Here is a 12,741-nt window from a genome sequence, read left to right as displayed (position 1 = left end):
ACGGCCCGCGCCGCCCCCCGCGACTCCGCTTCCGCCCCGAACGACGCGGCGGCGGATTCGGGGGATGCGACGGATTCGGCGGACGTGGACGCGGCGGATTCGCTCCTTTCGACGGGAGGGACGCCGTGAAGGGACGCAGGCTGGAGGCGATGCTGTGGGTCCTGGCCCTGCTCGTCCTCGTCCTGGGCTGGCAGCGCTGGCGCCGCGCCGAGCCGGATGCCGACGCGCCGCCCAGCGCGCTGCAGGCCACGCCGCCGGAGCCCCGCGCCGTGCCCCGCGCGCGATTGGCGGCGGCGGGGCGGGCCGTCGTGGGCGGCAACCCGTTCCGGCTGGACCGCGCGCCGGCGCCCATCGGCTTCAACCAGCCGGGGGCGATGATGCCCGGCATGCCCGCGCCGTACGTGCCGCCGCCCCCGCCCCGGCCGCAGCTGGCCGTGACGGGCATCGTGGGCCCGCCCTGGCAGGCCGTGATGGAAGGCATTCCCGGCCGCGAGGGCACCTCCGTGGTCGTGCGGCGCGGCGACGTGTTCGGTGACCTGAGGATCAGAGACGTGACCCGCACCACGGTGGTGGTGTCGGCGCCCGACACCACCTGGCGACTGACGGTAAGACGATGGCAGTAACCCCCCTTCGACGATTTCTGCTGCCGGCGCTGCTGTGCCTGGCGGCGCCCCCGCTGGCCGCGCAGGACCCCGTCTCGGCCAGCGCGGAAGGCGTGAACGTGAACCTGGTGAACGTGGACCTGCGCTCCGCCGTGCAGATGCTGGCGCAGTACGTGGACGCGCCGATGTTCTTCTCCACCATCGGCGACCACCGCGTCACCTTCACCAGCGGCCGCCCCGTGGCGCGCCAGGACGTGCTGGGCATCATCCGCAACCTCGTGGCGCAGTTCGGCTACGTGGTGGAGCAGGTGGAGGGCGGATCGTACACCATCCGCGCCGCCCAGCAGCCGCAGCAGCCCGCGGCGCCCGTGCAGACGGCGTTCCCCGTGCCGGGCGGGCCCGGCGGCGGCTCGCTGGCGTCGGCCAACGGCATGGAGCTGTTCGTCATCCGCCTGCGGCACGCGCGCGCGGCGGACGTGGCCGCCACGGTGAACCTGCTGTACGGCCGCGGCGGCGCCGTGGGCGAGATCGGCAGCCAGCGGCGCGGCACGCTCAACGACCAGCTCAACGCCAACCGTGTGTCGCCGTACGGCGAGCAGCCGCCGCAGGTCACGGCCGGCGGCACGCCGTCGGGCAGCTTTGGCGGGGAGGTGGTGATCGTCCCCGACTTTCGCACCAACTCGCTGCTGGTGCGCGCCGCGCGGGCGGACTACGAGCTCATCCGCGCCGCCGTGGAGCAGGTGGACGTGCGGCCGCTGCAGGTGCTCATCCAGGCCACCGTGGCATACGTCAGTCGCGACTTTACCCTGGAGTACGGCCTGGACGCGTCCACGGAGAGCGATGCGCGCCTGCCTGGATCGCGCAACACGCGGTTCGGCGGGCAGACGGTCGGCAGTGATGCCACGGACCTGGTGATCCGCGCGCTCAACGTGGGCGGCATCGACCTCAACCTCATCCTGCGCGCGGGCGAAAGCCGCAACAACGTCGTCATCCTGGACCGTCCCATCATCCTGGCCGCCAACAACGAGGAGGCCGAGATCGTCGTGGGCGAGCAGCGGCCCTTTGTGCAGGTGCAGCGGTCCACGGACGGCGGCGTGCTGGACGAGGTGGTGCAGTACAAGGACGTGGGCACCAGCCTGCGCGTGCTGCCCACCATCAGCGCCGACGGCTTCGTGCAGCTGCAGGTGACGCAGGAGGTGAACAGCGCCTCCGAGGCCGCCGTGGGCACCATCAACGCCCCCGTCATCAACACGCGCTCGGTGAGCACGGAGCTGCTGGTGCGCGACGGCTACACGGCCGTGCTGGGCGGGCTGAGCGGCTCGGAGCGCAACCGCACCAGCGGCGGCATCCCGTTCCTGTCCGACATCCCGCTCATCGGCGGGATCTTTGGCCGCAAGCTGCGCAGCAACGACGAGTTCGAGCTGTTCGTGTTCATCACGCCCCACGTGATCTACTCGGACGAGGACATGCAGGACGCGGCCGAGCAGGTGCGCACCCGCCGCAACATGCGCCGCGCGCTGGGCAAGCAGCCCGAGCTGATCCGGGCCGCGCCCGCGGACAGCGCGCAGTCTCCCGCCGCGCTCCCCGCGCAGCCGGGTCAGCCGGTCGCGCCGCAGTCCCAGCCGTGAGCGGGGAAGGGAACGGCATTCTCACGCAGAGGGAGCAGAGGCAGCAGAGTACTTCATCGTGGTACGCCGCCTCCTCCGCGCGTCTTTCGACCCGTCCCCCGGATCGGTCATCCTGAGGAGCCGCCGCCTCCCCTTGATGGGGTCAGGATCCATGGCGGCGACGAAGGATCTTGCCCGCGAAGCGACAAGCCGGCTTCATGGAGGACGGTCTCGCGGGCGCACCCCAAGATCGGTTTCGCGCGGAACGGTCTGGCAACACTGATTCAGGAGATCCGTCGGGAGCCCATGAGCATGGATGATGATTCGCTGGAGACGCTGGACGCGCTGATCGCGGGCTTCCTGGCCGGAGACACGCCGTTCGAGACGCTGGAGGCGCGCTTCAGCACCGTCTACCTCTTTCTCCCCGACCACGCCTTTCCCGACGTGCAGACGGAGGTGTGGTACGGCGTGGTCCACGAGCGCGTGGAGCGCACGATGCCCGAGCCGTCGCCGGACCAGCGCCGCTCCGGCTGGCGCTCCGTCGCGGAGCTGCGCGCGTGGCTGACGGACGCCGTCGCCATCAAGCCGCGCGTCGAGTGACCCGGCCGACCGCGAGCGTGCCGGTCGCAGGACCCAACGATCGGACGAACATCATGCCGCGATCTCCGCACGTTCGAAGCACCCTGATCGGCGCGGGCGTGGGCGCCATGCTGGCGACGGCGCTGCACCTGTGGATTCTCTACGCCACGCACATTGCCAGATGGCCGTTCGAGAGCATCGAGATTTTTTCGGTGCTGGGGTGGTTCCTGCTCGGTGCCCCCGCCGGTCTGCCCCTGCAGTTCGGGCTCGAGGCGCTTCCCGCCCATCTGCTTTACCCCGGAATGCTGGTGAGCATCGTGGTGAACTGGAGCCTCCTGTTCTGGCTCGGCGGCTGGTTTCGCCGGAGCCGCGCACGCGCGTAGCGGATCGCATTACATCGGAACGAAGAATCGCCCCGCCGGCAGCGTGCCGGCGGGGCGATCCTGCATCATCCATCGTCGTCGTCAGCGGCCGGGGGACGGGAAGACGACGAGGCTCTCGTTGCCGTCGCGGTCCACGGCGGCCACCCCGAAGAAGTAGTTGTCGATGATGACGTTCTCCAGCGTGGTCTCCGTCACGTTGCCCACCCAGCGCGAGTAGTCCCACGTGGGCGACGTGGCCCGGCGCCAGTACACGCGGTAGCCGGCCAGGTCCGCCGCATCCACGGCCTTCCAGCGCAGCGAGGTGTTGGCCGAAAGCGCGCCGCGGATGGTCACGCTGTCGGGCGCGGCGGGCGCCCAGGCCAGCGACGCCAGCGTGGCCGCGTTGAGCGCCGTGATCTTGCCCGTGTACACGTAGTCCACCATGTCGGGCGTGTCGCCGTAGACGATGCCGTTCTCCGTGCGCAGGTCCTGGTGCTGGCGCGTGTAGTCCTCGTACATCTCCGTCAGGCGCACGGCGGGAAAGCCGGCCTGGAAGAACGGCGTGTGGTCGCCCCCGCGCCCGAAGCGATCAAGGCGGTAGATGACCTCCACGTCCAGCTCGGGGACGTAGCGGTCCGCCGTGCGGTCCACGTAGCGCGCCAGCTGCCGCGACGACACGTCCAGCTCGCCGCCGCTGTAGAGGAAGCGGCGCAGCTCCGCGGCGGGCGCGTCCGTGGGCACGCCGGGCGAGAAGACGCGCATGACCGTGTTGCTGGCCTGCCCGCCGATGCCGCGCGTGTTGCCCACGATGTCGTTGTTCAGCACGCCGGCAATGCGCCAGCCGTTGGCCTGCGCGTGGCGCACGAAGATCTGCGCGCCGTTGAGCCCCTGCTCCTCGCCGGCCAGCGCCGTGTAGACGATGGTGGCGTCGAAGCGGTGCTTGGAGAGCACGCGCGCGGCCTCGATGGCGGCCGAGGTGCCCGACGCGTCGTCGTTTGCGCCGGGCGCGTCGGCCGTGACGTTCATCACGTCGGTGACGCGCGAGTCGAAGTGGCCCTGGACGATGAGGTAGCGCCCGGGATCCGTCTGGCCGCGCTGGATGGCCACCACGTTCACGACGCGCGTGTCAGTGGGGATGCGGGACTGCGGATTTCCGGGCACCACCTCGCCCACGTACATCACCTCCAGGCACCCGCCGCACTCGCGGCTGATGCGCTGGAACTCGTCGTAGATCCAGCGCCGCGCCGCGCCGATGCCGCGCGTGGCCGACGTGGTGTCGCTCAGCGTGTGGCGCGTGCCAAAGCCGGCCAGCCGGCGCACGTCGCTCTCGATGCGCGTGGGCTGCACGGCGCGCACGATCTCGTGGATGCGCGGGTTCTCGCCGCCGGGCCCCTGCCCGGACGGGGCGGCGGGCGATTGCTGGGCCTGCGCGCCCGCGGCGGCGAGCGCCAGCAGGGCGGCGGATGCAAGGGTCGGAACGCGATGCACGGAGCTTCTCCGGGAGCCGTTGGTGTTTGTGCCTTTCGGGGTATACAGAATACTGATTGCTGGGTGCGCGGCAACGTTGGGGCCAGGACGGCAGGGAATAGGGAATAGGTAATAGGTAATAGGGAATAGCGGGCAACTGACCCAAACCGCGGAACTGCCGGTTACGGGGGACAGGGTACGGTGGACAGCGGGCAACTGCGGTGGGGGGCGGTGGCAGGCGTCGGTCGGTGCACGGTGCCGGGACCTCGCCGGAGCGGGTAAACCCGCCGCTGGGACTGCGGTAAGCCCCGTCTCGCGCTGACGCGCTCTGCGAACGAGGCTTCAACTGCGTGAACCCCCGGCCCGGTGCACGTCGGCCGGCCTGTGCTGGGGCAGTCCGCGTAGGCGGACTTCGTGCCTTTCCAGCGGAGAATTCATTCGCTCCGGCGCGGGGCACGCCATTATTCGTGTGGCCCGGACTGCGCCGCAGTTCAACCTCCCCCAGGGGTTTTTGGGGGGAGGTGGGCGAGTTTTACGAGCCCGGTGGGGGCGCCGCTCGGACTCTGCCTTCCGCATGATGTTCGATCCGCACTCACGCACTCACGCACTCACGCACTCACGCACTCACGCACTCACGCACTCACAAGGCGCGCGGATTGCACGAGGCTCGCGGCGACGAGAAGCCGGAGCGCGACGGATTACCGGAGGGCGGATGACGTACGGCGGGATGTACGACGTGGTGGTGATCGGCGGGGGGCCCGCGGGGCTCTCGGGGGCGCTGTGGCTGGCGCGCTACGGCCGCAAGGTGCGCGTCTTTGACCGCGAGGAACCGCGCAACGCGGACACCTGGGCCGTGCACGGCTACCCCGGCCGGCAGGATATCCCCCCCGCCGAGTTCCGCAAGCTCGTGCGCCTGCAGGCCGTGGACGCCGGCGCCGAGTACGAGCCCGCCTGCGTCCTGCGCGTCTCCGGCGAAAAGGACAACTTCGAGGTGGAGCTGGACGACGGCCGCGTCTTTGGCGCGCGGCGGCTGCTGCTGGCCACCGGCCTGCGCGACATCATCCCCGAGATCCCGGGACTGCCGGACTTCTACGGCAAAAGCATCTGGCACTGCCCGGACTGCGACGGGCCGTCGGTCAAGGACTGCAAGGTGGGCGTCATCGGCTGGGGGCGGCAGATCGCGGCCTTCTGCATGTACATGCTGACCTGGACGGACCGGCTGACCATCCTCACGCATGGCCATCCGCCGGACCTGGAGGAAAAGGCGCGCGCGGCCCTGGCCCGCTGGAACATCCCCGTCCGCGAGGACGTGATCGACCGGCTGGAGGGCAGGGACGGCCAGGTGGAGTGCGCCGTCTTTCACGACGGGGCGTCGGAGGACTTCGACGCGCTGTTCTTCCACGTGGCGTCCGGCCCCGGCGCGTCCTTTCCCGCGGACCTGGGCTGCCAGGCGGACGAGGAGGGGAGCCTGGAGATCGACAAGGACCACGAGACCACGGTTCCCGGCGTGTATGCCGCGGGTGACATCACGCCCGGCTCGCGCCTGGCCATCCGCGCCGCGTCCGAGGGCGTGCGCGCGGCCATCGGCCTGCACAAGTCGCTCATCGGCGACGACCGCCGCATCGGCTGAACGGCAGTGCGTGAGTGCGGAAGTGCGGAAGTGAAACGAAGCGGGGCTGATGATCTCTCATCAGCCCCGCTTCGCGTTTCCCCGCAGTTGCAGGCTGTCCCCTGTAACCTGCCCCCCGTAACCCGCAGTTGCAGGCTATTCCCTATTCCCTATCACCTATTCCCTGCGGTCATCGCGACTGCGTATCCGCCCGCCGCTCCACCGGCGCGTTCTCGGGCCACAGCCGGTGCCGGCCCTTGAGCATGGGCGCCAGCGCGGCCAGCATCCCCGACACCGTCTGGTAGCGCTCTCCCGGGTCCGTGGCCAGGGCGCGCAGGATCACCGTCTCCAGCTCGCGCGGCAGCCCGCTCACGTGCGCGCGGGGCGGAAAGGGCGCGTGCTTGATCTGTGGATACCGCTGCTCCAGCTCCTTCGTCGTCAGGTCGCGCTCGCCCGTCTGCGGCGTGCGCTGCACCACCCGGGCCTCGGGCTCGTCGTCGTCCTCGTCGTCGAACTCGTTCCAGTCGTCCTCGTCCTCCTCCACCGGCTCCTCGGTGGGCCACTTGCCCGTCACCAGCTCGTACAGCAGCGCGCCCAGGCCGTACACGTCCGTGGCGGCCGTGAGCGGCTCCTTGAGCACCTGCTCCGGCGCCATGTACGGGGCCGTCCCCAAACGGTCGGCGGGGCGGCGGATGGGCTCGATCTCCCGCACCACGTCAAAGTCCAGCAGCACGGGCACCCCTTCGCGCAGGTGCACGTTGCCGGGCTTGAGGTCGCGGTACAGGTATCCGCAGCGGTGCAGGTAGTGGATGGCCGCGCCCACGTGCATGATGGCGCGGATGGCGTCGGGCAGGTGCAGCCGGCGCTTGGGCAGCCCCTCCAGCACGTCGAAGAGCGACGGGCCGGCCAGGTACTCCATCAGGATGTACGGCCGCCCGTCGGCCTCGTCCGCGCCAAAGAGGCGGACGATGTTGGGATGCCGCAGCTTTTCCAGCACCTCGGCCTCGCGGCGGAACGCCACCGGCGCCACGCCGTCCTTGATGAACTCCGGCCGCGCGATCTTGCCCGTGAGCGCGCACCAGTGCCGGTTGCTCCACACCTGGTACAGCTCCGTCTGCCGCCCGCACGCCAGGTGCCCGATGACGGTGAGCTCGCCCACCTTGTCGCCCACGGAGAGCGAGAACTTTTCGCGCGGCCGGGCCGGGTCGTGGGTCCAGCGGCGCGCGGCCGCCAGTCCCTGGTACCGCGCCCGCGCGACTGCCGCTCGTGTCATTCTGCTGTCCTGGAACGAGTTGCGGGACGTGAACGCCGTCCCGCGCGCCTTGCATGGGAAAATACCACGTCCCATCTACGCAACGGACGTACCCCGCGCCGCCCCGCTCCGTTTCGGCCTGCGCCCCTGACGGAAAACGGACCTCCTCCACTGCCGTTCTCTGCGTCCTCCGCGGCTCTGCGTGAGAATGCAGTTGCCGTAAACGTTCGCGAAGCCGGGGGCCGGTGAGGAGGCGCGAGCCCGAACCGTTCCCCGCTGAATCCGTTGACCCCGTGTGAGACCGCCGGTCCCGTCCCTTTCGAGAATCCCGCCCGCCCGGGCTGAAAATCTCCACCGGATATCGAAACGTCTCCCTCGTGGACGGGCGGCCACTTTGCCCCCCGTGTACGGCGCGAATGTTTGCGCCCCACCGTGCAATGACGCCAACACACATGCACATGAATTACACCCACTTCGGGGCGGTGGAAACGTGTGCAATGTGCACGCGTACGATTCGTACGGCAATCCGTAAGTAGTCTATCCACAGATACTTAGGTCGATTATGCCGGAGGGTTGTTTCGGGGATTATTCGGTATTACTCTTGCTTGTGCCAGCGGTGTCCCCAACCGCTCGGCGTACACTTTGTCAGGACCATTTCCGTGAGTGCCGCAGTCGACCTTCAGCTCCTTCGCGCCAACCTCGAAAAGCGCTTTGGCGAGGCCATTGTCCCCGTACCGGGACAGGCGCCTTCGCGGGAGCGCCCGGGCTTTCGCACGGGCGTGGCGGCGCTGGACGCGCTGATGCCGGGCGGGGTGCAGCGCCGCGCGCTCACGCTGTGGGCCGGCGAGGCCACGTCGGGCCGCACGGCCGCCCTGCGCGTGCTGGTGGAGGCCGCCTGCCGCGAGACGCTCGTGGCCATCGTCGACGCCAGCCGCACGCTGGACCCCGCCGCGTGGTGCGAGGGCGACGGGGGCTCCGCGCCGGGGCTGTGGGTGGCCCGGCCTCCCGCGGACGGCCACGACGAGGAGGGCGCGTGGGTGGCCGAGACGCTGCTGCGCACGGGCGCGTTTGGCCTCGTCGTCCTGGACGGCGTGGCGCCCGCGCCCGTGGAGGCGCACCGGCTGCGCGCCATTGCCCGCGAGACGGACGCGGCCGTGCTGGTTTCCGTGGACGGCGCGGGCGCGCAGTGGCGGGCGGACGTGAAGCTGGAGTTCCGGCGCACGGGCGTGACCCCCGGCCTTCGCGCGGGTGGACGCTTTCGGCGCCCGTCCGGCGTGCAGGCCGGCAAGGGGTGGGGCAGCCGCACGGGACTACGAGAGGTGGAGCTTGTCCACGAGCCGACGGATCGCCTGCATCCGGATCCCGGAGCTGACCGGCGCGCCGGCGCCCGCCGCTGAGGCCTGGGACGGTGCGGCCCGCGCCGCGCTGTCCGGGGCCCTGCTGGCCGCCGCGCCCCGCGTGATCCCCGTCCGCGGTCACCCCCGCGCCTTTTGGGCGGACGTGACCGGGATGGAGGGCCACGGCGGCGACGCGGCCGTGGCGCGCGCCCTTGTCCAGGCCGCCGAGCGCGCGGGCGCGGCCGCGCACGTGGGCGTGGCGTCGTGCTGCATTGCCGCGGCCGCCGCCACGCGCGAGCGCGTGCACGCCGTGCGCGTCGTTCCCCGCGGCCGCGAGGGCGACTACCTGCGCCGCCGCTCCCTGGGCCTCCTCCCCGTCTCCGCCGATCTGCGCCAGTCGCTGGAGCTGCTGGGGCTGCGCACGTGCGGCGACCTTGCGGGGCTGGTGCCGGCGGAGGTGGAGCTGCGCTTTGGCGCCGAGGGGCTGCGCGCGTGGCGCCTGGCCCGCGGCGACGACGGGCGCTGGCCCTTTCGCCCCGCCGAGCCCGGCATCGCCGCGGCCGAGACGGACTTCGAGCCGCCCATCGAGAGCGCCGAGCCCCTGCGCTTTGTCCTGGGCGGATTGATCGATTCCGTGGCGGCGCAGCTGCGGGCCCGGCAGCGCATCCCCGCGCGGCTGCGGCTGGTGCTGCGCGTGGAGGACCGGCCCGACGACGTGCGCGAGATTCGCCCCGCGCGGCCCACGGGCGACGCGCGCGTGCTGGCGGACCTGTGCCGCCGCGTGGTCGACGCGCATCCGCTCGCGGGTCGCCTCCGCGGCGTCTCCCTCGTCGCGGAAGAGGAAGGGACGGCGCGGGCGGACCAGCTGGACGCCTTCCAGGCGCCCGCGCCGGACCCGGGCGCCCTGCACGCGGCCTTGCTTCCCGTCTTTGCCCGCTGGGGCGACGGGGCGCTCAGCGCGGCCGTGCACCACGGCGCGCACCTCCCCGGCGAGCAGGCCGAATGGTCCGCGCGGGGCAGCGACGGCATCGCCCCCCTCTCCGCCGCTCGCCCGCCCGGGACCGAGCCGGCGAAGGAGGGGCCCATCGCCTTTCGCAACACCCTGTCGCTCTGTTTGCGCCGCCTGCCGCACCCCGTGAAGGTGGTCGTGCGGGAGGACGACGAGCACCGTCCCCTGCAGGTGGACCTGGCCTCCCTCCCGAATGCGTTGCCGGGCGGGGGGATGGGGAGTTTTCCACCCCGGATGTGGAAAACTCGGGCCGAGGGGCCGGAACGCATTTCCGGCGCGTGGTGGGCCCGCGCGGCCGCCCGGGAGTACTGGCGCGTGGAGTCGCCGGAGGGGTGGCTGGGCTTGGTCTACCGCGACGCCGCCAGCGGCCGGTGGTACCTGGAAGGCTGGTACGATTGAGGGGCGTCCGTTACGTAGCCGCGACGGCGCAAACGAATCGGTTTTGAGCTAAGTGCTTGTGAATCAACAGGATTACGTCGAGCTCCATTGTCACAGCGCGTTTTCGCTCGGTGACGGTGCTACGACGCCCGAGGGCCTCGCGGCGCGGGCGGCGGAGCTTGGCTACACGCACCTGGCCCTCACCGACCACGACGACCTGGGGGGCGCCGTCCGGTTTTCGCGGGCGTGCGTCGAGCGCGGGATTTCTCCCCTGCTGGGGGCCGAAATCACCCTTGCGGATCGCTCGCACCTCACCCTCGTTGTGGAAAACTTGACAGGATGGAGAAACCTCTGTTCGCTGCTTTCGCAGGCGCGGATGGAGAGCCCGCGGGGGGAGCCGGGGATCGCCTTCGACGCCCTTGCGGCCCGCTCTGAGGGGATCGTGGCCCTCTCCGGCTGCCCGCGGGGACGGCTGGCGACCCTGTTGGGACAGGAACGGCACCAGGCCGCCCGCGCCTGGGCCGGCCGCCTGCGTGACGTGTTCGGCGACCGCTTTTACCTGGAGCTGTGGGACCACCGCACGCACCAGGAGGCCTCGCTGTGCGCGGACCTGCTGGACCTGGCGCGCGACATGGACGTGCCCTGGACGGTCACGCACGACGTCCACTACGCCGACGCCTCCGGCCGCGCCGTGCACGACCTGCTCACCTGCATCCGCCGCGAGACCACGCTGGACGAGGCGCACCGCCGCGGCTGGCTGCGCCCCAGTGCCGAGTGGGCCCTGCAGCCGCCGGCGGAGATGGCGCGCCGGTGGCGGTCCGCGCCCGAGGGCATCCGCCGCACCCGCGAGATCGCCGAGCGCTGCGCGGGCTTCAAGCTGCTGGAGATGCCGACCGTCCATCCCCGCTTCGACCTGCCCGTGGGCTGGGCGTCCGCGGACGAGATGCTGGAGCACCTGGCGCGCACGGGGCTGCGCGAGCGGCTGCCCGAGGCGTCGCAGACGCACTGGACGCAGCTGGAGCACGAGCTGCGCGTCATCCGGCAGGTGGGGATGGCGGACCACTTCCTGGTGGTGTGGGACATCTGCCGCTTCGCGCGCGAGAACCGCATCCTGTGCCAGGGCCGCGGATCGGCCGCCAACTCGCTCGTGTGCTACGCGCTGCGGGTGACGGCCGTGGATCCCGTGGCCCACGACCTCCTCTTCGAGCGCTTCCTGTCCCCCGAGCGCCCCGAGCCGCCCGACATCGACATCGACTTCGCGGCCCTGGACGACCGCGAGCGCGTGCTGCAGTCCGTCTACCACAAGTACGGGCGGGCGCACGCCGCCATGGTGTGCACCCACGTGGAATACCGCGGCCGCAGCGCCATCCGCGACGCCATGCGCGTGCTGGGCTTTCCCGTGGCCGACGCGGACTTCCTGGCCAAGCGCGTGGACGGCTACGCGAATGCGAAGACGGCCGCCGAGTGGCTGGAGATGGCCGACGGCAAGGCGCTGCGGGCCGTCGGGCTGGACCCGGCGGAGCCCCGCGCCAGGGCGCTCGTCAAGCTCGTGGGCGGGTTGTACGGCGTGCCGCGGCACCGGGGCATCCACAGCGGCGGCTTCATCCTCTCCGGCCACCCGCTGGGCGAGGTGGTGCCCATCGAGCCCGCGTCCATGCCCGACCGCACCGTCATCCAGTGGGACAAGGACGACTGCGCGGACCTGGGCATCCCCAAGTTCGACCTGCTGGGGCTGGGAATGCTCAAGCTGCTGGGCCAGTGCATGGACCTCATCCGCGAGCACCGGGGCGTGGACGTGGACATCGGCCGTCTGCCCATGGACGACCCCGCCGTCTACGCGCAGATCGGCGCGGCCGACACCATCGGTCTGTTCCAGATCGAGAGCCGCGCGCAGGCCAACTTTCTCCCGCGCCTGAAGCCCACCTGCTTCTACGACGTGGTGATCTCCGTGGGCGCCATCCGCCCGGGCCCCATGCTGGGCGGGCAGGTCAAGGAGATGCTGGCGCGCCGGCGCGGCCACGTGCCCACGGAGTATCCGCACCCGGACCTGGAGCCGGTGCTGTCGCGCACGCACGGGATGGCGCTGTTCCAGGAGCAGCTGATGCGGTGCGCCATCGTCGTCAGCGGCTGCTCCGCGGGCGAGGCGGACCGGCTGCGGCGTGCCATGAGCCGCAAGCGCACCAAGGACGAGATGTTCGCCGCCACGGCCGGCATCCGCGAGGGGATGAAGGCACGCGGCGTGGACGAGGCCGCGGCCGAGAAGGTGCTGGGATGGCTGGAGGCGTGCGCCAGCTACACCTTCCCGGAGTCGCACGCCATCAGCTTCGCGCTGCTGGCGTACGCCAGCGCGTGGCTGCGCCTGTATTATCCCGCGGAGTACCTGTGCGCCATCCTGAACGCGCAGCCCATGGGCTTCTATCCCGTGTCCACGCTCATTCACGACGCGCGGCAGCACGGCGTGGAAGTGCTGCCCATCGACCTGGCGCACAGCACGTGGGACTGCACGCTGGAGAAAAGTGCGAAAGTGCGAGAGTGCGAA

Annotated in this window: 10 protein-coding genes; 8 read left to right on the top strand and 2 right to left on the bottom strand. The window is 71.2% G+C overall.

Going from position 1 to position 12,741, the window contains the following annotated elements:
• The first annotated feature begins 125 nt into the window (after nucleotides 1–125).
• From VFZ20_RS29940 to VFZ20_RS29925, 4 genes are all read left to right on the top strand, one after another.
• A complete protein-coding gene (locus tag VFZ20_RS29940; RefSeq protein ID WP_329687637.1) occupies nucleotides 126–623 on the top strand; it encodes a hypothetical protein in 498 nt (165 codons plus the stop codon).
• The gene (locus VFZ20_RS29935) at nucleotides 614–2,230 is read left to right on the top strand and encodes a type II secretion system protein GspD (protein ID WP_329687636.1); all 1,617 of its coding nucleotides are present in this window, start codon (nucleotides 614–616) and stop codon (nucleotides 2,228–2,230) included. Before VFZ20_RS29940 ends, VFZ20_RS29935 begins: the two co-directional genes overlap by 10 nt.
• Before the next feature lie 285 nt (nucleotides 2,231–2,515).
• A complete protein-coding gene (locus VFZ20_RS29930) occupies nucleotides 2,516–2,809 on the top strand; it encodes a hypothetical protein (RefSeq protein WP_329687635.1) in 294 nt (97 codons plus the stop codon).
• Entirely contained in the window at nucleotides 2,806–3,171 is a 366-nt protein-coding gene (locus VFZ20_RS29925) for a hypothetical protein (RefSeq protein ID WP_329687634.1), read from the top strand. The genes VFZ20_RS29930 and VFZ20_RS29925 overlap by 4 nt, the downstream gene beginning before the upstream one ends.
• Before the next feature lie 81 nt (nucleotides 3,172–3,252).
• Here the strand turns inward: VFZ20_RS29925 and VFZ20_RS29920 are convergent, their stop codons facing one another.
• Nucleotides 3,253–4,638: a M28 family metallopeptidase gene (locus tag VFZ20_RS29920; protein ID WP_329687633.1), complete on the bottom strand. Its 1,386-nt coding sequence runs from the start codon at nucleotides 4,636–4,638 to the stop codon at nucleotides 3,253–3,255.
• A gap of 691 nt (nucleotides 4,639–5,329) precedes the next feature.
• Between VFZ20_RS29920 and VFZ20_RS29915 the strand changes: the two genes are divergently transcribed.
• A complete protein-coding gene (locus VFZ20_RS29915; protein WP_329687632.1) occupies nucleotides 5,330–6,247 on the top strand; it encodes an NAD(P)/FAD-dependent oxidoreductase in 918 nt (305 codons plus the stop codon).
• 169 nt (nucleotides 6,248–6,416) lie between these two features.
• On the opposite strand, the gene VFZ20_RS29910 is transcribed toward VFZ20_RS29915, so the two are convergent.
• Nucleotides 6,417–7,499: a serine/threonine-protein kinase gene (locus VFZ20_RS29910; protein ID WP_329687631.1), complete on the bottom strand. Its 1,083-nt coding sequence runs from the start codon at nucleotides 7,497–7,499 to the stop codon at nucleotides 6,417–6,419.
• Between the two features lie 638 nt (nucleotides 7,500–8,137).
• Between VFZ20_RS29910 and VFZ20_RS29905 the strand changes: the two genes are divergently transcribed.
• The 3 genes from VFZ20_RS29905 to VFZ20_RS29895 form a co-directional block, all read left to right on the top strand.
• Nucleotides 8,138–8,875 (top strand): hypothetical protein, encoded by a 738-nt coding sequence (locus VFZ20_RS29905; protein ID WP_329687630.1) that lies wholly within the window; start codon nucleotides 8,138–8,140, stop codon nucleotides 8,873–8,875.
• Nucleotides 8,805–10,223 carry a hypothetical protein gene (locus tag VFZ20_RS29900; RefSeq protein WP_329687629.1) on the top strand — a complete coding sequence of 473 codons (1,419 nt, stop codon included), beginning with the start codon at nucleotides 8,805–8,807 and terminating at the stop codon, nucleotides 10,221–10,223. The genes VFZ20_RS29905 and VFZ20_RS29900 overlap by 71 nt, the downstream gene beginning before the upstream one ends.
• 52 nt (nucleotides 10,224–10,275) lie before the next feature.
• The coding region (locus VFZ20_RS29895) for a DNA polymerase III subunit alpha (RefSeq protein WP_329687628.1) at nucleotides 10,276–12,741 on the top strand (2,466 nt) is incomplete at its 3' end.

Origin of the sequence: Longimicrobium sp. (assembly GCF_036280135.1) — a bacterium.
GTDB lineage: Bacteria > Gemmatimonadota > Gemmatimonadetes > Longimicrobiales > Longimicrobiaceae > Longimicrobium.
This window is presented reverse-complemented; position numbering and strand designations above follow the sequence as displayed.